This is a genomic window from Pseudomonas chlororaphis, assembly GCA_001023535.1.
GTDB lineage: Bacteria > Pseudomonadota > Gammaproteobacteria > Pseudomonadales > Pseudomonadaceae > Aquipseudomonas > Aquipseudomonas chlororaphis_E.
This window is the reverse complement of sequence record CP011020.1, coordinates 609,115-633,114: the sequence shown is the minus strand read 5'-3', so window position 1 is coordinate 633,114 and position 24,000 is coordinate 609,115. Positions and strand designations below refer to the sequence as shown.

The 24,000-nt window shown below is 62.2% G+C and carries 23 protein-coding genes; 9 read left to right on the top strand and 14 right to left on the bottom strand.

Going from position 1 to position 24,000, the window contains the following annotated elements:
* Nucleotides 1–46: 46 nt before the first annotated feature.
* From VM99_02645 to VM99_02635, 3 genes are all read right to left on the bottom strand, one after another.
* Nucleotides 47–670: a fimbrial chaperone protein gene (locus VM99_02645; protein AKJ96998.1), complete on the bottom strand. Its 624-nt coding sequence runs from the start codon at nucleotides 668–670 to the stop codon at nucleotides 47–49.
* 260 nt (nucleotides 671–930) lie between these two features.
* Complete coding sequence (locus VM99_02640) at nucleotides 931–1,587, bottom strand: hypothetical protein (GenBank protein AKJ96997.1); 657 nt, start codon at nucleotides 1,585–1,587, stop codon at nucleotides 931–933.
* A 366-nt stretch (nucleotides 1,588–1,953) separates the two neighbouring features.
* Entirely contained in the window at nucleotides 1,954–2,604 is a 651-nt protein-coding gene (locus VM99_02635; GenBank protein AKJ96996.1) for a hypothetical protein, read from the bottom strand.
* Between the two features lie 356 nt (nucleotides 2,605–2,960).
* Here VM99_02635 and VM99_02630 point away from each other — a divergent pair, with 356 nt between their 5' ends.
* Nucleotides 2,961–4,463: an exopolyphosphatase gene (locus tag VM99_02630; GenBank protein AKJ96995.1), complete on the top strand. Its 1,503-nt coding sequence runs from the start codon at nucleotides 2,961–2,963 to the stop codon at nucleotides 4,461–4,463.
* Between the two features lie 144 nt (nucleotides 4,464–4,607).
* On the opposite strand, the gene VM99_02625 is transcribed toward VM99_02630, so the two are convergent.
* Entirely contained in the window at nucleotides 4,608–6,824 is a 2,217-nt protein-coding gene (locus tag VM99_02625; protein ID AKJ96994.1) for a polyphosphate kinase, read from the bottom strand.
* 17 nt (nucleotides 6,825–6,841) lie between these two features.
* Nucleotides 6,842–7,855 (bottom strand): delta-aminolevulinic acid dehydratase, encoded by a 1,014-nt coding sequence (locus VM99_02620; protein ID AKJ96993.1) that lies wholly within the window; start codon nucleotides 7,853–7,855, stop codon nucleotides 6,842–6,844.
* 203 nt (nucleotides 7,856–8,058) lie between these two features.
* Here VM99_02620 and VM99_02615 point away from each other — a divergent pair, with 203 nt between their 5' ends.
* Nucleotides 8,059–8,682, top strand: coding sequence for a membrane protein (locus VM99_02615; protein AKJ96992.1), 624 nt, complete (start codon nucleotides 8,059–8,061; stop codon nucleotides 8,680–8,682).
* On the opposite strand, the gene VM99_02610 is transcribed toward VM99_02615, so the two are convergent.
* Entirely contained in the window at nucleotides 8,663–9,898 is a 1,236-nt protein-coding gene (locus VM99_02610; GenBank protein ID AKJ96991.1) for a membrane protein, read from the bottom strand. The two genes, VM99_02615 and VM99_02610, sit on opposite strands and share 20 nt — an antisense overlap.
* Nucleotides 9,899–10,021: 123 nt before the next feature.
* Here VM99_02610 and VM99_02605 point away from each other — a divergent pair, with 123 nt between their 5' ends.
* Nucleotides 10,022–10,690 (top strand): isoprenoid biosynthesis protein, encoded by a 669-nt coding sequence (locus tag VM99_02605; protein AKJ96990.1) that lies wholly within the window; start codon nucleotides 10,022–10,024, stop codon nucleotides 10,688–10,690.
* Between the two features lie 143 nt (nucleotides 10,691–10,833).
* Here VM99_02605 and VM99_02600 read toward each other — a convergent pair whose 3' ends face one another.
* Entirely contained in the window at nucleotides 10,834–11,289 is a 456-nt protein-coding gene (locus VM99_02600) for a hypothetical protein (protein AKJ96989.1), read from the bottom strand.
* A complete protein-coding gene (locus VM99_02595; protein ID AKJ96988.1) occupies nucleotides 11,289–13,187 on the bottom strand; it encodes a cystathionine gamma-synthase in 1,899 nt (632 codons plus the stop codon). Before VM99_02595 ends, VM99_02600 begins: the two co-directional genes overlap by 1 nt.
* Nucleotides 13,188–13,503: 316 nt before the next feature.
* Here VM99_02595 and VM99_02590 point away from each other — a divergent pair, with 316 nt between their 5' ends.
* The 4 genes from VM99_02590 to VM99_02575 all read left to right on the top strand — a co-directional run bounded on the left by VM99_02590 (nucleotide 13,504) and on the right by VM99_02575 (nucleotide 16,828).
* Nucleotides 13,504–14,901, top strand: a complete 1,398-nt coding sequence (locus VM99_02590) for a lipoprotein (GenBank protein AKK01676.1) — start codon at nucleotides 13,504–13,506, stop codon at nucleotides 14,899–14,901.
* Nucleotides 14,902–14,920: 19 nt separating this feature from the next.
* Nucleotides 14,921–15,292 (top strand): hypothetical protein, encoded by a 372-nt coding sequence (locus VM99_02585; protein ID AKJ96987.1) that lies wholly within the window; start codon nucleotides 14,921–14,923, stop codon nucleotides 15,290–15,292.
* Between the two features lie 201 nt (nucleotides 15,293–15,493).
* On the top strand, nucleotides 15,494–16,081 hold the full coding sequence (locus VM99_02580; protein AKJ96986.1) for a lipoprotein: 588 nt from the start codon (nucleotides 15,494–15,496) through the stop codon (nucleotides 16,079–16,081).
* A gap of 3 nt (nucleotides 16,082–16,084) precedes the next feature.
* Nucleotides 16,085–16,828, top strand: coding sequence for a hypothetical protein (locus VM99_02575; GenBank protein AKJ96985.1), 744 nt, complete (start codon nucleotides 16,085–16,087; stop codon nucleotides 16,826–16,828).
* A gap of 173 nt (nucleotides 16,829–17,001) precedes the next feature.
* Here the strand turns inward: VM99_02575 and VM99_02570 are convergent, their stop codons facing one another.
* The 3 genes from VM99_02570 to VM99_02560 all read right to left on the bottom strand — a co-directional run bounded on the left by VM99_02570 (nucleotide 17,002) and on the right by VM99_02560 (nucleotide 20,232).
* Nucleotides 17,002–17,634 (bottom strand): threonine transporter RhtB, encoded by a 633-nt coding sequence (locus VM99_02570; GenBank protein ID AKJ96984.1) that lies wholly within the window; start codon nucleotides 17,632–17,634, stop codon nucleotides 17,002–17,004.
* A gap of 106 nt (nucleotides 17,635–17,740) precedes the next feature.
* Complete coding sequence (locus VM99_02565; protein AKJ96983.1) at nucleotides 17,741–18,322, bottom strand: membrane protein; 582 nt, start codon at nucleotides 18,320–18,322, stop codon at nucleotides 17,741–17,743.
* Complete coding sequence (locus tag VM99_02560; GenBank protein AKJ96982.1) at nucleotides 18,322–20,232, bottom strand: ABC transporter ATP-binding protein; 1,911 nt, start codon at nucleotides 20,230–20,232, stop codon at nucleotides 18,322–18,324. Before VM99_02560 ends, VM99_02565 begins: the two co-directional genes overlap by 1 nt.
* 50 nt (nucleotides 20,233–20,282) lie before the next feature.
* On the opposite strand from VM99_02560, the gene VM99_02555 reads away from it, so the two are divergent.
* The gene (locus VM99_02555) at nucleotides 20,283–20,747 is read left to right on the top strand and encodes a hypothetical protein (GenBank protein ID AKJ96981.1); all 465 of its coding nucleotides are present in this window, start codon (nucleotides 20,283–20,285) and stop codon (nucleotides 20,745–20,747) included.
* Here the strand turns inward: VM99_02555 and VM99_02550 are convergent.
* Entirely contained in the window at nucleotides 20,744–21,802 is a 1,059-nt protein-coding gene (locus VM99_02550; GenBank protein ID AKJ96980.1) for a transcriptional regulator, read from the bottom strand. The two genes, VM99_02555 and VM99_02550, sit on opposite strands and share 4 nt — an antisense overlap.
* 191 nt (nucleotides 21,803–21,993) lie before the next feature.
* On the opposite strand from VM99_02550, the gene VM99_02545 reads away from it, so the two are divergent.
* Nucleotides 21,994–22,659, top strand: coding sequence for a peptidylprolyl isomerase (locus VM99_02545; GenBank protein AKJ96979.1), 666 nt, complete (start codon nucleotides 21,994–21,996; stop codon nucleotides 22,657–22,659).
* 58 nt (nucleotides 22,660–22,717) lie between these two features.
* Here VM99_02545 and VM99_02540 read toward each other — a convergent pair whose 3' ends face one another.
* On the bottom strand, nucleotides 22,718–23,176 hold the full coding sequence (locus VM99_02540; protein ID AKJ96978.1) for a transcriptional regulator: 459 nt from the start codon (nucleotides 23,174–23,176) through the stop codon (nucleotides 22,718–22,720).
* Nucleotides 23,177–23,351: 175 nt separating this feature from the next.
* Nucleotides 23,352–23,894: a disulfide bond formation protein B gene (locus VM99_02535; GenBank protein ID AKJ96977.1), complete on the bottom strand. Its 543-nt coding sequence runs from the start codon at nucleotides 23,892–23,894 to the stop codon at nucleotides 23,352–23,354.
* Nucleotides 23,895–24,000 lie beyond the last annotated feature (106 nt).

Below are 24,000 nucleotides of genomic sequence, written 5' to 3'. Positions count from 1 at the left end.
TCACCGCTGCGCAGGCCAGGGCATGGCGTGGCATGCATGAGCATCATCATCGACTCACGACCGGCGCATCGAAGTTGCCAATCGCAAACCCATACAATGTCGCAGGCTGGATCGTGACCGACGTGACGGCGGACACGGGCGCCTTGAGCTCGGCCGTCAAGGTTTCGCCCGGCAAGACGTAAGTGCGCGGCAGGGCCACAGAGGCGTTGGCCGGGTTCAACTGCACCCGCTCAGACAAACGCACGACGTAGGGGCTGTCGTTCTGGACCGCCAGGTTTTCGCCCTCGACGGTCCATTTCAAGAGCTCCCACGGTGCCGAATGCCGAGGCAAGCCCTTGGGATGAATGATCAGCGGCAGGTTATGCCGGATGTTGATCCCGACAGTGGCCCCGCCGTCGAGCTTCTTCTGAGGAATCCCTTCGAAGGTGACACGCTTGTAGCGCTGGGTCTTGAGCGGTTCCGTGAACGCCCCAACCAGACGGATCAACTGCGTTTGCCCGGCGTCGACCCGCACCACCGGCTGCGTCACGATCACCGACAGCTCGGGGTCTTCGGGGATGTGTTCGACTTTCGAATGCAGCAGCGTCGGGCCGGCATCCGTATTGGTGACGTTGATATGGGCCTGGCCATGCTCTTCATAAAAAATGACCACCGTGGTTTCCGGCTGCATGCCGGCCGCCATGGCCGGCCCCGCTGCACAACAGCCCAGGCACAGCACTGCTCGCAGGGCCGATCCAAGTTTCATTGAGAAATCCAACACACACGCTCTCCCACCACGAAACGACGTTCGTGGAGCGATCTATAGGGTTTGAATAATCGGGCTCGGAACGGCCACATCCAGATGTCGGACCTGATCGTCCACATCCATCGACGGCGCAGAACCCATGTGCCTGCAAGGAGCCAGCCCCTGGAACGGGGCTGGCCGTTTCATCAGATGTAAGTCAACTCCAGCGTTGCACTGCCATCTATTTGCAGGTCTTCGCGCACAACCAGTTCAGTCGTATTGTTGATCGCCGCCTCGATTTCCAACTCGCCGGAGACTGTTGTCAAAAGGTGGGGAGTCGTGGCGCTGCTCGTAGACCACGAGAGCATGTAACTGGGTACGCTGCGCAAAAAGTTCCCAGCGTTGATCCAGCCGCCCGACCCCACTGCGGACAAGATCGTCTTGAAGTCCGTGTCCCCGTCTACGGAATAGTTACGAACATGCAGGCTGAAGGCACCAATTTTCTCGCCGTCGGCGTTCGCGCCCAGGCCGAAACTATTTTGTGGATAAGCAAGACCTGGATCGATGACCTCCATGGCTTCATGCTTTTTGCTAGCCGCCCGGTTATCGTTGGCGGTCAAACCGACAAGCGTCGGCCCGTCACAGACGATGGTGAATGCCGTATTCAGCTTGCTCAACTTTGTGTAATTGACCGGGCTCAAGTCCTTGACGCTGATTCGCCCATAATCGACAGCCGTCGTAGGAATATTCAGAGAGCAACTGCCCGGAACAATGCTACCTGTCACTTGCAAATCAGCCGCCTGGGCATGAGTGCACGCCAGAACGAGAACAGCGACTGCGGCCAGTCCAAACTTATTCTTCATATCAATTCCCTTAAAATCACATCAGCTTGATGTCAGTCATGCAACATCGACACTTCAACGATGCAACAACTAACTTCACGGCGAAATTGCCGGGCGAAAGTATCTGGAAAAAGCCCCTAAAGATAAGCAGGAAACATCATCATGAATCGTAGGAAACTTCTACCAACTACAAAACCATAGAAACTTTCCTACATAAATATCTTATAGATAACCGTTGCCCGCCAGAAACTCAGCCGCACCCGTTAGTGGCCATCATCGTTCATGCAGCATCGGAGCAGGTGTAGACCAGCCCTGTTCCCTTTGGGCAATACGCTTCAACGCAAACCCTGTAAAGAACCAGCCCCGGAAGCGGGACTGGCATTGACGTCAAATGTAGGTCAGTTCTAGCGTCGCATTTCCATCGATCTGGAGATCGTCGCTCACCACAAGCTCAGTCGTATTGTTGATTGCCGCTTCGATCTGGAACTCACCCGTGACCGTTGTCAGAAGGTGCGGGCTTCTGGCCCCAATAGCCGACCAAGTGAGAATACGATCAGGTTTACTCCGCATAATGTCATCTGCCTCGAACCAGGTATTACCCGCTTGCGAGATGGTTTCGAAATCGGTGCTCCCATCCACGGAATAGTTACGAACATGCAGGCTGAAGGCACCGATTTTTCCACCATCGGCGCTGGCGCCCAACCCAAAGCAGTTGATTGGCAAGGCTAACCAGGGATCGATCACCGTCATTGCCATGTGCTCTTTGCTGGCGGCCCGATTATCGGCAGCACTCAACCCCACCAGGGTCGGGCCGTCACAGGTAATGTTAAACGGCGTACTCAACTTGCCCAGCCTTGTGTAATTGACGGGGCTCAGATCATTGGCACTGATTCGCCCATAATCGACAGCCAAAGTAGGGATATTCAGAGAGCAACTGCCCGGGGAAATATTGCCCGTCACCTGCAAATCAGCCGCTTGCACGGAAGTGCAGGCCAAAGCGATTACAGCGACTGCCGCCAACGCAAAACTATTTTTCATTTCCGCTTCCTTCAAACATCATCAACTTGATGTCAATCCTGCAACGCCCGGAACTTCCTTATTCCAGCCACATGTAAACATTTTGTGGAGTTTCATCCTGAATTTGAGAAGAGGCCACAACTGCATCACGGCGAAATTGCCGGGCGAAAGTATCGAAAAAAAACCCTTAAAGATAAGCAGGAAACATCATCGCCAATCGTAGGAAAGCTCTACCCCATATGAAACAGATGAGACTTTCCTACGTAAATTTCTTGCGAACGGCGAAAACTGTCACCCACCGAAACCCGGCAGCATCCGTTGGCGGCGACGGTCGATCGTGGCAGGATGGCAAGGTTATCGACCGAGACTTTTTGCCCATGCCGCCATCCCAAGCCAAGAATCTGTCCCTGATCGCTGCCATAGACCTGGGCTCCAACAGCTTCCACATGGTCGTCGCCAAAGCCCAGAACGGGGAAATCCGCATTCTTGAGCGGCTCGGCGAGAAGGTCCAGTTGGCCGCCGGCATCGACGAAGAGCGCAAGCTGAGCGAAGAATCCATCCAGCGCGGGCTCGATTGCCTCAAGCGCTTTGCCCAACTGATCAACGGCATGCCCCTGGGCGCCGTGCGGATCGTCGGCACCAACGCCCTGCGCGAAGCGCGCAACCGGGGCGAGTTCATCCGCCGCGCCGAAGAGATCCTCGGCCATCCGGTGGAAGTCATTTCCGGCCGAGAGGAAGCCCGCCTGATCTACCTGGGCGTCTCCCATACCCTCGCCGACACCCCGGGCAAGCGCCTGGTGGCGGACATCGGCGGTGGCAGTACCGAATTCATCATCGGCCAACGCTTCGAGCCGCTGCTGCGCGAGAGCCTGCAGATGGGCTGCGTCAGCTACACCCAGCGGTATTTCCGCGACGGCAAGATCACCCCGGCCCGCTATGCTCAGGCCTACACGGCGGCGCGCCTGGAAATCATGAGCATCGAACACGCCTTGCACCGCCTGACCTGGGACGAGGCCATTGGCTCCTCCGGAACCATCCGCGCCATTGGCCTGGCCCTCAAGGCCGGCGGCCATGGCGCAGGCGAGGTCAATGCCGAGGGCCTGGCCTGGCTCAAGCGCCGGGTGTTCAAGCTCGGCGAGTCGGACAAGATCGATTTCGAAGGCATCAAGCCCGACCGTCGGGCGATTTTCCCGGCGGGCCTGGCGATTCTCGAAGCGATTTTCGATGCCCTGGAGCTGCAACGCATGGACCACTGCGAGGGCGCCCTGCGCGAGGGCGTACTCTACGACCTGCTGGGACGACATCACCATGAGGATGTCCGCGAGCGCACCCTGGGCTCGCTGATGGAGCGCTACCACGTGGACCAGGAACAGGCCGTGCGAGTCGAACGCAAGGCGCTGCACGCCTTTGACCAGGTGGCTGACGACTGGGACCTGAACGACGGCGTCTGGCGCGAATTGCTGGGCTGGGCCGCCAAGGTCCATGAAGTGGGCCTGGACATCGCCCACTATCACTACCACAAGCACGGCGCCTACCTGATCGAACACTCGGACCTGGCGGGTTTCTCCCGGGAAGACCAACAGATGCTCGCGCTGCTGGTGCGTGGGCACCGGCGCAACATTCCCAAGGATAAGTTTGCCGAGTTCGGCGATGACGGCATCAAGCTGATTCGCCTGTGCGTGCTGCTGCGCTTCGCGATCCTGTTCCACCACATCCGCGGCACCCAGGCCATGCCCCAGGTGGCCCTGCGCGCCGACGGCGATCAGCTGGACGTGATGTTCCCCGACGGTTGGCTGGAAGAAAACCAGCTGACCCAAGCCGACTTCGCCCAGGAAGCCGAGTGGCTGACCCGGGTGGGGATTGTGCTGAACATCCACTGATCCAGCAGCGCAAGCCAACTGTGGCGAGGGAGCTTGCTCCCGCTGGAGGGCGAAGCCCTCCCAAGGATCTGGGGCTGCTGCGCAGCCCAGCGGGAGCAAGCTCCCTCGCCACGAAAAGCTGAGCCTGCCCCTTCCAGAAAACCTCTAGCTAACCGTCAACACCGGGCTGCTCAAGCGCTCCAGCAACGTCGCCTGGGCGCTGCGCGGGTTCTGGTTGCCGGTTGGCGTGTTGCGGATGTAGCGACCGTCCGACTGCAGGCTCCAGCTGTGGGTGTTGTCGGTGAGGTAGCTTTCCAGCTCCTTCTTGACCCGCAGGATGAGCTTCTTGCCCTCCACCGGGAAGCAGGTCTCGACCCGCTTGTCGAGGTTGCGCTCCATCCAGTCGGCGCTGGACAGGAACATCTGCTCCTCGCCTCCGTTGAGGAAGTAGAACACCCGCGTGTGCTCCAGGAAGCGCCCGATGATCGAGCGCACATGGATGTTATGGGACACCCCCGGGATGCCCGGCCGCAGGCAGCACATGCCCCGCACCACCAGGTCGATGCGCACGCCGGACTGGCTGGCCTTGTACAACGCACGGATGATCTTCGGATCGGTCAGCGAGTTGAACTTGGCAATGATGTGGGCCGGCTTGCCATCCAGGGCGAACTGCGTCTCCCGGGTGATCATGTCGAGCATGCCCTTCTTCAGGGTGAACGGCGCATGCAGCAACTTCTTCATGCGCAGCGTCTTGCCCATGCCGATCAACTGGCTGAACAACTTGCCGACGTCCTCACACAAGGCATCGTCCGAGGTCAGCAGGCTGTAGTCGGTGTACAAGCGGGCGTTGGCGGCGTGGTAGTTGCCGGTGCCCAAGTGAGCGTAACGCACGATCTCCCCGGCTTCGCGGCGCAGGATGAGCATCATCTTGGCGTGGGTCTTGAAACCGACCACGCCGTAGATCACCACCGCACCGGCCGCTTGCAGGCGGCTGGCCAGTTGCAGGTTGGACTCTTCGTCGAAGCGCGCGCGCAATTCGATCACCGCGGTGACTTCCTTACCGTTGCGCGCCGCGTCCACCAGGGCGTCGACGATTTCCGAGTTGGCGCCGCTGCGGTACAGGGTCTGGCGCACCGCCAGGACGTGCGGGTCCTTGGCGGCCTGGCGCAGCAGGTCGACCACCGGCGTGAACGACTCGAACGGGTGCAGCAACAGGATGTCCTGCTTGCTGATCACGCTGAAGATGTTCTCGCTGTTTTGCAGCAGTTTCGGGATCTGCGGCGTGAACGGCAGGTATTGCAGTTCCGGGTGGCTGTCCAGACCGGTGATGCTGAACAACCGGGTCAGGTTGACCGGGCCGTTGACCTGATACAGCTCGGTTTCGTGCAGGTTGAACTGCTTGAGCAGGTAATCGGACAGGTGTTTCGGGCAGGTGTCGGCCACCTCCAGGCGTACCGCATCACCGTAGCGACGGGAGAACAGCTCGCCGCGCAAGGCGCGGGCCAGGTCTTCGACGTCTTCGGTGTCCACCGACAGGTCGGCGTTGCGGGTCAGGCGGAACTGGTAGCAACCCTTCACCTTCATGCCCTGGAACAGGTCATCGGCGTGGGCGTGGATCATCGACGACAGGAACACATAGTTGTCGCCCGTGCCGCCCACGTCTTCCGGTACACGGATGATACGTGGCAGCAGGCGCGGCGCCGGAATGATCGCCAGGCCGGAATCGCGACCGAAGGCGTCGATGCCTTCCAGTTCGACGATGAAGTTCAGGCTCTTGTTGACCAGCAACGGGAATGGGTGCGTCGGGTCGAGGCCGATCGGGGTGATGATCGGCGCGATCTCGTCGCGGAAATAGCGGCGCACCCAGGTCTTGATCTTGGTGTTCCAGTTGCGCCGGCGAATGAAGCGGACCTGATGTTTCTCCAGCTCCGGCAACAGGATGTCGTTGAGAATCGCGTACTGGCGGTCCACCTGGCCGTGGACCAGCTCGCTGATACGCGCCAGGGCCTGGTGCGGCTGCAGGCCATCGGCACCGGCCTGTTCACGGGCGAACGTGATCTGCTTCTTCAGGCCGGCGACACGGATTTCGAAGAACTCATCCAGGTTGCTGGAAAAGATCAGCAGGAACTTCAAGCGCTCCAGCAATGGATAGGACTCGTCCAGCGCCTGCTCCAGCACGCGGATGTTGAACTGCAGTTGCGACAGCTCGCGGTGGATGTACAGGCTGCTGTCATCCAGGTTGGGGATCGCAATCGCCGGGGCCGGGGCGGGCTCGGTGGCCGCAGGCGGAGCAGGCTCCATCTGCGGTGGTGTCTCGGCGATTTGCTCGACCACCGGTTGAGCGTCTTTTACGGCAACTTCAGAGAGTCCTTCGGTATTCATCGCAAGTTCCTGGGAGGCTATTTCTGCTCTCGTAGCAATTGGGCGGCGCGCACGGCGAAATAAGTCAGGATGCCATCGGCGCCTGCGCGCTTGAAAGCGGTCAGCGATTCGAGGATCACCCCTTCGCTCAACCAGCCGTTCTGGATCGCGGCCATGTGCATGGCGTACTCGCCGCTGACCTGATAAACAAAGGTCGGCACTTTGAATTCGTCTTTGACCCGGCAAAGAATGTCGAGGTAGGGCATGCCGGGCTTGACCATGACCATGTCTGCCCCTTCTGACAAGTCGGCCGCGACTTCGTGCAGGGCTTCATGGCTGTTGGCCGGGTCCATCTGATAGGAGGCCTTGTTGGCCTTGCCCAGGTTCAGGGCCGAACCGACCGCGTCGCGGAACGGGCCGTAATAGGCGCTGGCGTACTTGGCCGAATAGGCCATGATCCGCACGTTGACGTGGCCGGCCACCTCGAGGGCTTCGCGAATCGCCTGGATCCGTCCGTCCATCATGTCCGACGGCGCGACCACCTGGGCACCGGCCTCGGCGTGGGACAACGCCTGCCTGACCAGTGCATCGACGGTGATGTCGTTCTGCACATAACCGTCTTCGTCGAGGATGCCATCCTGGCCGTGGGTGGTGAACGGGTCCAGCGCCACGTCGGTGATCACCCCAAGCTCCGGGAAGCGGGCCCGCAGGGCACGGGTCGCGCGCTGGGCGATACCGTCCGGGTTCCACGCCTCGGCGGCGTCCAGGGACTTGAGGCCAGAGGGCGTGACCGGGAACAGCGCCAGCGCCGGAATGCCCAGTTCGACCCACGTCGCAGCCGCTTCGAGCAGCAGGTCGATGGTCAGCCGCTCCACGCCGGGCATCGACGCCACCGCTTCGCGACGGTTCTCACCGTCCAGCACGAACACCGGCAGGATCAGGTCGTCGGTGGTCAGCACGTTTTCACGCACCAGCCGACGAGAGAACTCATCACGGCGATTGCGACGCAGGCGGGTGGCAGGGAACAGACGATTGGCGGGGGTAAAGCTCACGGCAGACTCCTGAGCCCGCTGACGGGCGAGCGTGACAGTTATAAGCGGCCATTATGACGAACGTATGACAGTTGTGTGCACCTGTGACCTGTCGTCGCAGTTATTGTCGTTGTAGGAAATGTTCACGTCGAGACACATTTCGATACTTTCCTGAATGTGTCTGAAGGGTTAGGCTGCGCGTTCATTTCGCCAGCACCCAGACAATGCTCCAGCAATTTCTACATGACTTCGGCTACCTGGCCCTGTTCATCGGCACGTTCTTCGAAGGTGAAACCATCCTCGTGCTCGCAGGTTTCCTGGCGTTCCGCGGCTACATGGACATCAATCTCGTGGTGGTCGTGGCGTTCTGCGGCAGCTACGCCGGTGACCAGCTGTGGTATTTCCTGGGCCGCAAGCACGGGCGCAAGCTGTTGGCGCGCAAGCCGCGCTGGCAATTGATGGGTGATCGCGCCCTGGAGCACATCCGCCGGCACCCGGACATCTGGGTCCTGAGCTTCCGCTTCGTCTATGGCTTGCGCACGGTGATGCCGGTGGCGATCGGCCTGTCGGGCTACCCGCCGGGCCGTTACCTGTTGCTCAACGGCATCGGCGCGGCGATCTGGGCCACGGCGCTGGCCGCCGCCGCGTATCACTTCGGCGCGGTGCTCGAAGGCATGCTGGGTAGTATCAAGAAATACGAGTTGTGGGTACTCGGCGCCTTGTTGGTCCTCGGTCTCTGCCTGTGGCTGCGTCGCCGCATCAAGAATGCGCGGCTGGCGAAGAAGACCCTTGAAGCCGAACGCCTGGCGCAGAGCCGGCCCGCTGAACCTACGACGCCAACCGAGTGAATCGGCTCCGGCAGCCATACAGGCCGATGCCGCTGAGCAGACCGTAACTGAACACACCGACCCAGGCCAGTGGGCTGGCCGGCCATAACCCAGCCATCGGCGCCAGCCACACCAGCAGCAGGCTCGACACCAGCCGCAGGCACTCCAGCCGTAGCGCCCACGGGCGATTCTCCAGGGTCGCGCCCAGCACGAACAAACCCAGCGCCACCGTGCCCCAGCCCAACACCAGTGCGGCCACCGGCAAACGCGTCTCCAGGTTCATCAAATAACTGCCCAAGGCAATGTAGACGCAGAATTGCAGCACCACGTACCACTGCTGGCGCCCATCCAGCGGCACCTCGAATTTCTCGAAACGGCTCAGGTCCGGCTTGGCCAGCGGGTACTTCGCCGCCACGTCCGCCGGCCGCCAACCGGTGGGCATGAACCAGATCCGCACCTTGTCCCACCAGCGTCCGGCTCGTCGAGCGTCCGACCACAGCTGGGCGTAAAACTGCAGGTTGGCCCACAGCGGATTCCAGCTGGCCAGTGGCGTGGTGACGCCGAAGATCACCGGCTCGTTGTCGTCTTCTTCCTGGAAGGTGCCGAACAGACGGTCCCAAATAATGAACACCCCGCCGTAGTTGCGATCCATGTAGAGAGGGTTCTGTGCATGGTGGGCGCGATGATTGGACGGCGTGACGAAACACCACTCCAGCCAGCCGAGCTTGGGAATGTGTTGGGTGTGGACCCAGAACTGGTACAGCAAATTCAATGCCGCGACGCTGACGAACACCCCCAGCGGCACCCCGGCGACCGCCAGCGGCAGGTAGAAGACCCAGCTCAGCAGGAAGCCGGTGCTGGTCTGGCGCAACGCCGTGGACAAGTTGTAGTCCTCGCTCTGGTGATGCACCGAGTGGGCGGCCCAGAGGATGTTGCGCTCATGGCCCATGCGGTGCAGCCAGTAGTAGCACAGGTCGTAGAGCACGAAGGCGAACACCCAGGTCAAGGCGTGGTCGCCCGGCAACGAGAAGATCGCCAGGTGCTTCAAGGCAAAGGCGTAGGTCACCAGGCCCACGCCCTTGGTCAGGAGGCCGGTGGTGGTCGACAGCACGCCGGTGCTCAGGCTGTTGATCGCGTCCGCGACCCGGTAGTGGCTGACCCCGCGCCAGCGATCGGCCAGCAATTCGACGGCAATCAGGACGAAGAAGAACGGCACGGCATACAGAATGAAATTCATGATGCGACCCGGGCAAGCGAAGCAGGGAGATAGTCGGCAGATTAGGTGTAGCTGCCGGATAACCCTATGGCAACGAATGACAAATTAGTGGACATTTAACGCCATGAATCTGGAGAAAAACCCATGAGCAAAAAAATTGCAGTGATCCTTTCCGGCTGTGGCGTGTACGACGGCGCCGAAATCCACGAGAGCGTGATCACCTTGCTGCGCCTCGACCAGCGCGGCGCCCAGGTCCAATGTTTCGCCCCCGACATTGCTCAACGGCATGTGATCAACCACCTGACGGGCGAAGAGATGCCCGAGAGTCGCAACGTGCTGGTGGAGTCGGCGCGGATCGCCCGGGGCGAGGTCAAGGACCTGCGCGAGGCCAACGTCGAGGATTTCGACGCGTTGATCGTGCCCGGCGGCTTTGGCGCGGCGAAGAACCTCTCCAGCTTTGCCGTCGAGGGCGCCGGGTGCACGGTCCAACCGCAAGTGCTGGCCCTGGCCGAAGCCTTTGCCGAAGCCGGTAAACCGGTCGGTTTGATGTGCATCTCGCCGGCCCTGGCGGCAAAAATCTACGGCCCTGGTGTGCTCTGCACCATCGGCACCGACGCCGACACGGCCGCCGCCGTGACCAAGATGGGCGGCACCCACGAAGACTGCGCCGTCACCGACATCGTCGAGGACACCGCCCGCAGACTGGTTACCACTCCGGCCTACATGTTGGCCAAGAACATCAGCGAAGCGGCCTCGGGCATCAACAAGCTGGTGGACCGGGTGCTGGAACTGACCCACGAAAACGACGCCTGACCTCCCCGCCCAGTCCCACAGAGATAGCCTGGACCCTGTGGGAGCGGGCTTGCTCGCGAAGGCGTCGGTTCAGCCGGCCTATTCGTTGGCTGACACACCGCTTTGGCGAGCAGGCCAGCTCCCACAGGGGCGCTGAGCAGGATTCAAGATTGACGCGCCAATTGCGTCAATAGCCGATCCAGCGCATTGGCGAATACCTGCTTGTCCCGCTCGCTGTACGCCGCCGGGCCGCCGCCGACATGGCCCTGTTCACGCAGGTCAGTGAACAGGTTGCGTACCGCCAGCCGCTCCCCCATGTTCTGGGCATCGAATGCCTTGCCGCGGGGATCAAGGGCCGCGACGCCCTTCTTCACCAATCGGTCGGCCAGGGGCACGTCGCTGCAGATCACCAGTTCGCCCGGCGCGGCGTGCTCCACCAAATAGTCGTCCGCAGCGTCGGGGCCACTGGGCACCACGATCAGCTTCACACAGGCCAGGCCTGGCTTGATCTGCGGCTGACCCGCCACCAACACCACCTCGAACCGACGCTTCAGGGCGAACTTGACCACCAGGTCCTTCGCCGCCCTGGGACAAGCGTCGGCGTCGATCCAGACGCGCATCAGGACACCTGCACCTTGCGCTTCTCCGCCACCCAGCTACGGCCATACAGCACGACGATCGCCAGGATCGCCACCACTTGTGCGGCCAGCGAATAGGCATCGGCATGAATACCCAGCCAGTCGAAGTCGAAGAAGGCCACCGGACGGGTACCGAAGATCCCAGCCTCCTGCAACGCCTTCACGCCATGGCCGGCGAACACCACCGACAGCGCGCACAGCAACGCGGCGTTGATGCTGAAGAACAGCGCCAGCGGCAACTTCGCCGAGCCGCGCAGGATCACCCAGGCCAACCCGACCAGCAGGACCAGCGCTGTCGCGCCACCCGCTAACACCGCGTTGTGCCCGGCGGGACCTGCCTGCAACCACAGGGTTTCGTAGAACAGGATCACTTCGAACAGTTCGCGATAGACCGAGAAGAACGCCAGGATCGCGAAACCGAACCGGCCGCCGCCCCCCACCAGACTGCTTTTGATGTAGTCCTGCCAGGCCGCCGCGTGGCGCCGGTCGTGCATCCACACCCCCAGCCACAACACCATCACACTGGCGAACAACGCCGTGGCGCCTTCGAGCAACTCACGCTGGGCGCCGCTGACGTCGATCACATAGGCGGCCAGCCCCCAGGTTGCCAGGCCGGCCAGCAACGCCAGGCCCCAGCCGATGTTGACGCTGCGCACCGCCGATTGCTGGCCGGTGTTACGCAGGAACGCGAGGATCGCCGCCAGTACCAGAATCGCTTCCAGGCCTTCACGCAGCAGGATCAACAGCCCGGAGATATAGCTCAGCGACCAACTCAAGCCATCGCCGCCCAACAGGTCGGCGGACGCCTTGAGTTTCGCCTTGGCCGCATCCAGGCGCTGGGCAGCCTGCTCCACCGGCAAACCGTCCTGCAGCGACTGACGGTAGGCCATCAGGGCTTTCTCGGTGTCTTTGCGTACATTGGCGTCGACGTTATCCAGCGAGCTCTCCACCAGCTCGAAACCTTCCAGGTAGGCCGCTACCGACAGGTCATAGGCCTGGTCATGGTCACCGGCACGATAAGCCGCGATGCTTTTGTCCAGGGTCGCCGCGGTGTAGTCGAGCAACTGCGCCGGGCCGCGTTGCACCTGCGGGGGCTGCGCACGCTGGGCTCGGAAGGTGGCCGCCGCTGCTGGGCCCTGGGCGGCGAGGACTTCGGCCGGGGTCTGGCGGGCGAGGTCGGCCAGGTTGTAGGTCTGCTCGCCCTTGGCAGCGGCCGGGTCGGCGCTGAAGCTGGCGATGTAGGTGGCCAGGTCCCAGCGTTGACGGTCGTCGAGCTGATCGGCGAAGGCCGGCATGTCGGTGCCTTCGATGCCCATGCCGAGGGTGTTGTAGATCGCATAGAGGCTCAGGCGATCCAGGCGCTGGCCATCGCGCAGATTGGCCGGCGGTGGCTCGAGGCCGACGCCGGCCGGGCCATCGCCGGCGCCGTTGGCACCGTGGCACACCGAGCAGTTCTGGGCGTACAGCGGCGCGCCACGGCTCGGGTCCGGGGTGATCACCGGCGCCTGGCTGACCTCATACGCCACCGCCAGCCGCGCGCCCAACTGCCGCGCCTGGCGGGCGACTTCGGCGCCCTCCTGGCGCTGGGTGATTGCACTGCGCAGGGCGCCGATGCCCTGGGTCAGCTCAGCCTTCTGCGGCTTGGCCGGCAGCCCGGCGATCAGCCCTTCCAGCGCCTGGGTGAATTCCAGCTGTTCACGGTACTCGGCCTCGTCGATGACCTTGCCTGCCTCGACCGTCGCCGGATAATCCGCCCCGATGTAATCCAGCAGATGCAGCGCCTGGGGGGCGCCTTCGACGGTGTCGGCCAACAGATAGGGGCTGCACAGGGCAAGCAACGGCAGTGCGAGCCAGGCCAGGAAACGAAGCGGGGCAGTCATGAATGACTCTCGATTGGTAATAAGAAGTAACACATTGTTCACTTCCAATGCCTTCGGCTCAAGGGCCGATGTGATTTAGGGGCATATTTTCATCGGATATTCACCCTTTGGAGGTGATGTCACAAAAACGGCATTTCGAAATTGAAAAGCCATTACATAGCCAAGCGCCACGTTTATAATCCCGCCGCCTTCTTATCGTTGGATGGCATAAGAGCTCCTCGCTTGATGAGGAACCGACAGCGCAGCGACGCCTGTCCGTGGGATCGTTCCAGCCCGACCCGCACACCCCCGGCTGCTATTCAGGGAAGAAATGTTCATGGCATCCCGTGCCGTTTTTTCGATCGCCCTCGGGGCGGTGACCTTGTTGTCCGGCTGCTCGGCCTTTCGCAACTACGATGGCGAACTGGCCCAGACCAACCAGCAGTTGGCTTCCGGCAATGTCGACGCAGCGCTGACCCTGCTGGAAAAGAACAACAGCAGCCAAGACAAAGACCTGCTGTATTACTTCGAGAAAGGTGAGCTGCTGCGGGCCAAGGGCGACCTGTCCGGCAGCCAGACCGCCTGGAACAGTGCCGACCAGCAGGTTGGCCAGTGGGAAGACGCGGTCAAACTCGACACGGCCAAGTACGTGGCGCAGTTCGGCAGTTTCCTGGTCAACGACAAAGTCCGCCGCTATGAAGGCTACGACTACGAAAAAGTCATGCTCACCACGCAGATGGCCCTGAACCTGCTGGCCGTGAACGACTTCGACGGCGCACGGACCCAGATCAAGAAAACCCACGAGCGCGAAGCGGTGATCGCCGACCTGCGGGACAAGGAGTATCTCAAGCGCGAGGAAGAAGCCGAGCAGCAAGGGGTCAAGACCGAGTACAAGGATCTCAAGGGCTACCCGGTGGCCAGCCTCGACGCCCCGGAAGTGGTCAGCTTGAAAAACAGCTACCAGAGCGCCTTCAGCCATTACCTGGCCGGTTTCGTCTACGAAGCCCTGGGGGAAAAGGACCTGGCTGCGCCGGGCTATCGCAAGGCCGCCGAACTGCGCCCGAACACGCCGCTGCTGGAGCAGGCCCTGCTCAATCTTGACAAGCCCGCCGCCAAGACCGACGACAGCGACGTCCTGATCGTGGTGCAGAGCGGCCTGGCGCCGTCCCGGGACTCGGTGCGTATTCCCCTGCCCCTGCCCATCAGCGGCAACCTGGTGATCACGCCGTTGTCGTTCCCGGTGATCAAGCCCGATACCTCCACGGCGACGTTCGCCCAGATCGGCGTCGACGGCCGCCAGATGGACCTGACTCAACTCAACAGCACCACCGCCATGTCCCGCCGCGCCCTGCGCGACGATATGCCCGGCATCATCCTGCGCACCACCGTGCGTGCGATCACCAAAGGCGTGGCGCAAAAGCAGATCAACGACACCAACCCCCTGGCCGGCCTGGCCGTGGGCCTCACCTCGGCGATCCTCGAGGGCGCCGACACCCGTACCTGGCGCACCCTGCCGGACTACACCCAGGTGGTACGCCTGCGCCTGAAGAAGGGCGAGCACCAGGTCACCCTGCCAAGTGCGGTGGGCGGCTCGGTGGTCAAGGTCAACGTGGATCAGCGCTACCAGGTCATCAGCCTGCGGGCGGTGGGCAACCAGGTTTTCGCCGGCGGCCTGGCGGCCCAGGTGATCCCGACTGCCACCCCGAGCGCGGTCGCCAGCCTCAAACAACCTTAAGAACGGAGTCTTTGTTCACATGCGTCTAAAACTGATCGCCGTCGGCGCCCTGGCCTTGCTGGCCGGTTGCGCCACCCCGCCGCCACCGGAGCCGGGCACCGCTGCCAGCAAGGTCGTGGCCATGGGCAAGACCAAGAACATCGTGGTCGGCGCCATGCGCGTGGCCCGGGAAAACGGCTACATGACCGTCAATGTGCAGCTGAGCAACACCAGCTACAACAACAAGACGATGTACTACCGCTTTGCCTGGCTGGGGCCGGAAGGCTTTCCGATTGCCGAGGAAGAAACCTGGAAGACCCTGACGCTGTATGGCGAGCAGACCAAGTTCCTCCCGGCCATCGCGCCAACGCCCAAGGCGGTGGACTTCCGGTTGGAAATCAATACGCCTTGAGGCCGGTTTCTGTCAGTCGAGCCAATGCCGATTCTGTGGCGAGGGGATTTATCCCCGTCGGGCTGCGAAGCAGCCCCCACCGCTCGCATCGGTAAGCCTGTCAGAGGGTGTCCAGCTGTTTATTTCGGGCTGCTGCGCAGCCAGCGGGGATAAATCCCCTCGCCACAAAAACCATTACGCCGACATTTGAGAGCACACCACATGTTCCTACGCATTTCCTCCCTCGCCCTCGCCGTCCTGCTGGTCAGCGGCTGCGCCAACAACTCGCCGGTACTGGGCAACAAGAACATCAGCTATGGCGACACCAAGGCCGTGGAAACCGTCACCAACGAGTTCGGCTCCACCGACCTGCAGATGATCGCCGAGTCCATGACCCGCTCCCTGGCCCAATCCGGCGTCCTGCAGGGCCGTCCGGTGGTTCAGGTCTACGACGTGAAGAACAAGACCAGCGAATACATCGACACGCGGGAAATCACCACCAGCATCAAGACCCAGCTGATGAAGACCGGGGCCGCGCGTTTCGCCAGCGACAACAACGCCATGGACAGCCAGGTCGACCAGCTCAAGCTGCAGAACCAGAGCGGTCTCTACAAGAAGAGCACCGTGGCCAAGACCGGCAACATGATCGCCGCCAAGTACCGCATCGAAGGCTCCATCAGCTCGATCGTCAAGCGCAGCAGCGACTACAAGGACGTCTTCTACAAGTTCAGCCTGCAATTGATCGACGTCGAGAGCGGTCTGGCCGAGTGGATGGACGAGAAAGAAATCCGCAAGACCACGGAGCGTTAAGCCATGCGCACATGGATTGGCATCATGGCCCTGGCCTGCGCGTTCACCGCACAGGCGGCCCCGAAAGTCGCCGTCACCGACCTGGCGTACCAGGAGCGGGTGGAGGAATACATCCACACCGTTTCGGCCCAGAGCAACTTCCAGGCGAACGCCTACAGCGCCAGCGCTTCGTCGAGCTACGACGAAATGGAAGCCACCAGCAGCTACATCGAGCAGGGTGAATTGCGCAAGTTCACCGGCGACATCAAGGGCGAGATCCTGCGCAGCGGGATGTTCCAGCTGGTGCAGGGCACGCCGTACACCGCCTCGTCCAAGGGCGACGTCTATGACGTCATCAAGCGAATCAAGGCCGGGAACTTCAAGGGGGCCGACTACGTATTGTTCGGCACGGTGTCGGACATCGACTTCACCCGCGACATCAACGAGCTGGCGAACACCAACAGTTACTCGGCGGTGCTGGCGTTGACCCTGGTGGCGGACTTCAGCCTGATCAACACCAAGACGTTCGAAATCACCTCGGCGTTCACCGCCATGGGCGAAGGCCAGGACACCAAGCTGCTGAACCACCGGGACGTGCACATCAGCCTCAACCGCCCGCGGGTCGTGCGTGAAGTGTCCAAGGCCCTGGGGGAAGACGTGGCGCGGCAAATGAGCGAACAGCTCGGCGGCCCGAGCTACGAACAACCCCGCGAGCCCGCGCAGCGTAACAACCTGCCACGGGATACGGCGCCGGTGATCCTGCGCTAAGTCTTAGCGCCAATGGATGATATTTCTGTGGCGAGGGAGCTTGTTCCCGCTCGGTCGTCCGACGCCTCGGGCGTAGCGACCGCAGGCTTTTGGGGCTGCTGCGCAGCCCAGCGGGAGCAAGCTCCCTCGCCACAGGTCCACCGTGTCTCCAGTGCCTTTTCCGATAGAACGGATTACACCGCCGCCTTGCGAATCGTCGCCAGCAACCCTGCCGCGCCAATGAACAGCCCGGCAAACGTACGGTTCATCCGCCGTTGCTGTTTCGGGGTGCGCAACAGACGCAAGACCTTCGACGCCAACCCGGTGTAGCCGGCCATGACGATCAGGTCGACGCAGATCATGGTCGTGCCCAGGATCAGGTATTGCTGGATCAGGGGTGCGTGGGGGTCGATGAACTGCGGCAGTACCGCCAGCATGAACACCAGCGCCTTGGGGTTGCTGATGTTGACCAGGAAACCGCGAAACACCAGCGCCATGGGTTTGCCGATCGGCCGCACGGCCGCGTCATCGCTGATGTCGCTGGGAATGGCGCGCCACTGCTTGATGCCCAGGTAGACCAGGTACGCCACGCCAAACCATTTGATCGCATAGAACGCCGTGGCCGAGGCGGTGAGGATCGCCCCCACGCCGGCGGCAACGATGGCGATCTGCAGTGCCAGGCCCAGTTGCAGGCCCAGGGCATTCCAGTAGCCACGCCAGAAACCGTATTGCAGGCCGCTGGACATCGATGCAATGGCACCGGCACCCGGCGAAAGACTGATCACCCAGCAGGCGGCGAAAAACGCCAACCATGTTTCCAGCACCATTGCACACCTCGGCTCGAATTCGTCGAAACGAATACGCTAATGCGCCGCTGCACGGTTGACCACTGTTTTTTTCTGCTCGGGCGGAAGGGGGATTGCGAAGACCGCCCTACTCGACGAAACCGCCGACCGGGAATGCCTCGCTGCCACGCCAGCGCCGGACCGAACGCTGGAAGAACAGACTGTTGGGCACTTGCACCATGGAGCTGCCGGTGCCGAGCTCCTCAGGCTCGATCAGCGTGGTGTAGAGCAGGTTGATCGCCACCACCCGCCCCTTGATGCCGGGCTTGTCGGTGGCCTCCACCAACTCCACCACGTCCCCCAGGCGAAACGGGCCGACGGTGTAGATCAGCACGGCGCAGAGCAGGTTCGACAGCACACTCCAGATGGCGAAGAACGCCACCGCCGCCACCGCGACGAAGCCCGACAGGGCGGTCCACAGCACCGTGGCCGAAACACCCAGGCGCTCCAGCACGATCAACACCGCACTGCCCATGATCAGCCAGCGCAGCACACCCCGCAGGATGATCAGCAACTGCGGCGGGAAGGGATAGCGCTCGCCCAGGCGCGTGAGGGCGCGCGCCACGAAGCGCTGGGCAAAGTAACCGACCAGCAGGATCAGCAGGACTTGCACACCGAGCCAGATCGGCTCGATCCACATCACGGGAACAGGCAACGCCAGGGCTTCCATCAGGACAACGCCTCCAGCTCCGCTTGCAGGTTTTCCAGCACTTCCAGGGCTTGCATCCAGGCTTCCTCCAGCTCCGCTTCTCGAACTTTCAGCTTGGCCTGTTCGGCCAGCAGGTCACGCAACTCATCTTTGCGCGCCGCCTCGTAGAGACCGCTGTCACCCAGGCTGGTTTCGATTTTCTGCAGCTTTTCATGCAGCTTGCCCAGTTCGGCCTCGAGCTTGTCGGCCTCGCGCTTGTGGGGCGCCAATTGCTGGCGCAAGGCGGCTGCGGCCTGGCGCTGGGCTTTCTTGTCGGTCTTGTCCGGGTTGACCGGCGTGGTGCTGACCGGTGCGTTGCGCTGGCGATAGTCCACCAGCCAACGTGCGTAATCCTCCAGATCGCCGTCGAATTCCTCGACCTTGCCGTCGGCCACCAGGAAGAAATTGTCTGTGGTGCTCTTGAGCAGATGTCGGTCGTGGGACACCACCAGCACGGCGCCACTGAATTCCTGCAAGGCCATGGTCAGGGCCAGGCGCATTTCCAGGTCCAGGTGGTTGGTCGGTTCGTCGAGCAGCAACAGGTTGGGCCGGCCCCAGGCGATCAGCGCCAACGCCAGGCGAGCCTTTTCGCCACCGGAGAAATTCAGCACCGGCTCATCGATGCGCGCGCCACGGAAATCGAAGCCACCGAGGAAATCGCGCAGGGTCTGCTCGCGCTCGGTCGGCGCCAGGCGTTGCAGGTGCAGCAGCGGGCTGGCCTTGGCATCGAGGGAGTCGAGCTGATGCTGGGCGAAGTAGCCGACCACGGTGTTCTCGCCACGGGTCAGGCGACCGCCCAACGGCTGGAGTTCACCGGAGAGGTTCTTGATCAGGGTCGACTTGCCGGCGCCGTTAGGCCCCAGCAGGCCAATCCGCGCACCGGGGGTCAGTTGCAGCTTGACCTTCTCCAGCACGGTCTTGTCGCCGTAGCCCAGGCGTGCGTCGGACAGGTCGATCAGCGGGCTGGAGATTTTTGTCGACTCGCGGAAGACAAAGTCGAACGGCGAATCCACGTGGGCCGCCGACAGCTCCTCCATCCGTTCCAGCGCCTTGATCCGGCTCTGGGCCTGGCGGGCCTTGGTGGCCTGGGCCTTGAAGCGGGCGATGTAGCTTTCCATGTGCGCACGCTGCGCCTGCTGCTTCTCATAGGCCTGCTGTTGCTGGGCCAGGCGCTCGGCGCGGGCGCGCTCGAAGGCGCTGTAGCCGCCACGGTACAAGGTCAGCTTGCGCTGATCGACATGGGCGACGTGATCGACCACGGCATCCAGGAAATCGCGGTCGTGGGAAATCAGCAGCAGCGTGCCCGGATAACCCTTGAGCCAGTCTTCGAGCCAGATGATGGCGTCGAGGTCCAAGTGGTTGGTCGGTTCATCGAGCAACAAAAGATCCGAGGGGCACATCAGGGCCTGGGCCAGGTTGAGGCGCATCCGCCAACCGCCGGAGAAATCGCCGACCTGGCGGTCCATCTGCTCATTGGTGAACCCCAGCCCGGCGAGCAATTTGCGCGCGCGAGCGTCGGCGGTGTAGCCGTCGGCGCTGTCGAGTTCCGAGTGCAGGCGGGCCTGGGCGGCGCCGTCGTGGGCCGCCTCCGCCGCCGCCAGGTCGCGTTGAACCTGACGCAGGCGCAGGTCGCCATCGAGCACGTAGTCCACCGCCAGCCGCTCGAGGGTATCGACCTCCTGGCGCATGTGGGCGATACGCCAATCGGCCGGCAGCATGCAATCGCCCGAGTCCGGGTGCAGCTCGCCGCGCAGCAAGGCGAACAGGCTCGATTTGCCGGCGCCGTTGGCACCGATGAGGCCGGCTTTGTGGCCGGCGTGCAGGGTCAGCTCGGCGTCTTCTAGCAGACGTTGCGGGCCACGCTGTAAAGTCAGGTTCTGAAGTCGGATCATAATGGCGGCGGAGTCTACCAGCTTCGCTCGCAACTGGCGCGAGTAGCACGATGTCCCCTGATCTTTGGCGTTTCTCCCTGGACCTCTATGCCAAGCCCGGCGTGGAAGCCGCCTGCCTGGCATCGCAAGAGGCCGGCATCAACGTGTGCCTGCTGCTGTGCAGCCTGTGGCTGGACCAGCGCGGCGTGCCCTGCAGCGAACCCCGACTGCACACGCTTCGACCGTTGGCCGAGGCCTGGGACGCCGAGGTGGTCAGGCCCCTTCGCAGCCTTCGCCGGCAATGGAAAACCATGGCCCAGCAAGACCCGGCGCTCGACAACCTGCGCGAACAGGTCAAGCGGCTGGAGCTGGAGGCCGAGCGGCGGTTATTGGAACGATTGGAAGCGGCGGCCAAGGATTGGCCACCGGCACAGCACGAGGGTTCAGCCCAATGGCTGCAAGCGCTGACGGCGAGTGTCGAACCTGCACACCACGACGCGCTGCATCAGCTGCGCGTCGTGGTGTCCGGCACTTAGGAAGCGCTGGTTGGGGTGCTGGTGCTCGGCGCCACGGAAGCGGACGGGCTGACTGCCGGCGCTGGAGTGCTGGCGGTTGGCGCAGGGGACGCTGCCGGAGCAGGCGCGGCGGTGGCCGGTTTGGCGGCAGGCGCAGCCGACGGTTTCGCGGCCGCTGGTTTTTTCACGGCGGGTTTGGCTGCTGGCTTGGCGGCCGCTGGCTTGGCAGCAGGTTTGGCCGCCGCCTTGGCAGGTGCCTTGGTCGCGGCAGGCTTGGCGGCGGTTTTTACGGCAGGCTTGGCTGCAGCGGGTTTTGCCGCCGGCTTGGCGACAGGTTTAGCGGCCGGTTTTGCAGCGGTGGTTTTCGTCGCAGCGGGTTTGGCAGCTGCGGTTTTTGCGGCAGGCTTGGCAGCCGGTTTAGCCGCCGGTTTTACCGCAGGCTTGGCCGCGACAGGCTTGGCGGCCGCGGTTTTTGCAGCCGGTTTGGCGGCCGCTTTAACGACTGGCTTTTTGGCCGCAGGTTTTGCAGCGCTGGCAGCGACGGGTTTGGCCGCTGGCTTGCTCGCGGTCTTGGCGGGTGCTTTCACAGCAGGCTTGGCCGCTACCTTGGCGGGCGTTTTTGCCGCGGCAGGTTTAGCCGCCGGCTTCTTGGCCGATACAGCAGCAGGCTTGGCGGCACGCAGTGTCAGCGCCTTGCCCGCAGCCTCTTGCACGCGACCTACGCCCTGGGCCAGTTTCAGGCTTTCCTGGGCATCGCGTTTGAGTTGGAGAATGTAGGCGCGGGTCTCGGACTGACGATCCTTCAAGGCGTCGAGCAGGTCTTCGAGTTCTTTCACGCCGTCCTTGGCCTTGGCTTGTGCCTTGGCCTTGCCGGCGGTGGCGGCGTCTTGCAGTTTGGTGCGCGACTTGTGCAGTTTTTCCTGCGCCTTGCCGCGTTGTTTTTCCAATTTGGCGAGCAGTTTTTCAGCATCAGCCATCGCTTGGGAGCAGGCATTTTCCAGATGCTCGAGCAAGCTGCCCGAGAGTTGTTGGAGCAAGTGCAACGGAGTGTTTACAGGCTTCTTGGTGGCCGACATGGTTTACCTCCTGACTGACGTGAGTGCGGCTCATACTAGACCTCTGCTGCAACCGCCGCTAGGGCATGTTGACAGTACACAAGACGTTGCGTTGCAAGGTACGAAAAATCTTCTTCATCCGCGCCAGGGCAATCCACCTCTGCACCTGTCGGCACTGGCATAATCCCTCGATTCGAGGCCGGAGATCCCCCATGTTGCGTCACCTGTTCCTGTCCCTGTGTATGCTTGGCTCCATGGCCCAGGCCGCTGACAAAACCAACGCAAACGATGCCCACGACCTGGCCTACAGCCTGGGCGCGAGCCTGGGTGAACGCCTTCGCCAGGACGTGCCCGACCTGCAGATCCAGGCCTTGGTCGAAGGCCTGCAACAGGCTTACCTGGGCAAGCCGCTGGCCCTCAGGGATGAACGCATCGAACAGATCCTGGCCGCGCATCAAGCGCAACTGACAGCGCAGTCGCTGCCACCTCAGGACGCGAAGGCGTTGAAGACGGAGCAGACATTTCTCAACGAAGAAAAGAACCGACCCGGCGTCCAGCAACTCGCGGACGGCATCCTGCTGACGGAGCTCAAGCCAGGCAAAGGTGCGAAGGCAGGCCCCCATGGCAAGGTCCAGGTGTTGTACATCGGGCGGTTGCCGGACGGCACCGTATTCGACGCCAATCACCAGGCCCAGTGGTTCAATCTCGACAGTGTGATTGACGGCTGGCGCAGTGCATTGCCGCAGATGCCGGTCGGCGCGAAGTGGCGCCTGGTGATTCCTTCGACCCTGGCCTATGGCGCCGAAGGTGCCGGGGATGTGATCCCGCCGTTCACGCCGCTGGTGTTTGAAATCGAGCTGCTCGGCGCGACGGGCTAAGGTCGCCCAAACGAAAAACGGTGCGCCATGCGCACCGTTTTTTCATGCCTGCAAACCTTCAGGCCTGGACTGCGGCTTCTTCCTTGTGTGCGTTGTGCAGCACTTCGATCAGGCAGTCTTCCAGCTCGAAACGCTCGTGCAGCAAGCCGCCCAACTCCTTGAATTTCTCAGCCACGCACTTGCCTTCATCGCACAGGTCGTTGAACGCCAGCAGCTTCTCGGTGATGACGTCGATGCGCGGGTAGATCTGCTCGGCGAGCTCCAGGCCACGCTTGTCGTTGAAGGCCTTGGCCTCGCCCGTCAGTTGTTCGTAGATCTCGAAATGACCGGCCGATACATAGTCGACCAGCACACCGCAGAACTCCTGCAAGGGCTTGCGGCTTTCGCTCAGCGCTTCAGGCTTGTCGCCGAGGACGTCATAGGCCCGCACCAGTTCGTGACGCTCCTGCAACCAGCGATCGATCAGCAGATGCACCCCACCCCAGCGTTCCTGAGCATTCTGACAACTTTCGAGCATGGTGATTTCTTCCCTTGTGAGTCATGCCCCTCGCAGCCTGCGCACACCTGGATAACCAGGGACAAGCCAGACACAACATGTTCGAGTGACACGATTCCGATGACACGTGCGGGCCAGATTATGCCCGCACGACTACCGCTTCAAGGTACGCAGGCGATAAAGTTCATACAAGTGTTTAATCCAGCACCCGGGCCCACTGCGACGTATCGCCGCCGAGTGGTCGTGCCAGAGCACTCCAGGCAAGGCGCAGCAGCAGATAGGTCATTGCGACGGACACGGCGAGAAAGAACAGCAAGCTCCATTCGGGGATGCTCAGGTCGAACAGCGTCCAGGTGATGTTCGCGCAATCGACCACCCCATCGAGCACCCGACGCAACGCACACCACCAGGATTGCACCCCGGTCATGGGGGTGACGCAATCAGCCACCGCCTGGACCGAACGACTCTGCATCAGGACCTGATGCCAGGCCAGCGTCATCCCCCCCGACGCGAACACCCACCCCAACGCCCCATAGACGATGCTGCCCGAACGCCCCGGGCCGTGCACGCAGGCCACGAGGCTGTTCACCAGCAACAACAGCAGGCACACCCGCTGCAAGACACACAGGCTGCACGGCGTCAGGCCGACCGAATATTCCAGGTAACTGGCGATGCCCAGTGCCAGGGCCGCGGCGATGGAAGCCATGAGAAACAAGAAGCGCGAGCAAGCCAAAAACATGGCGGTTCCGTAGCAGAAGAGACAAGTCGTTACGGTAGAGGAAAGCCCTCGGGCCTTTCAAGGCAGGCTCGCGCAGACACTTCACCAGGGATGTAGGGAATTCCCG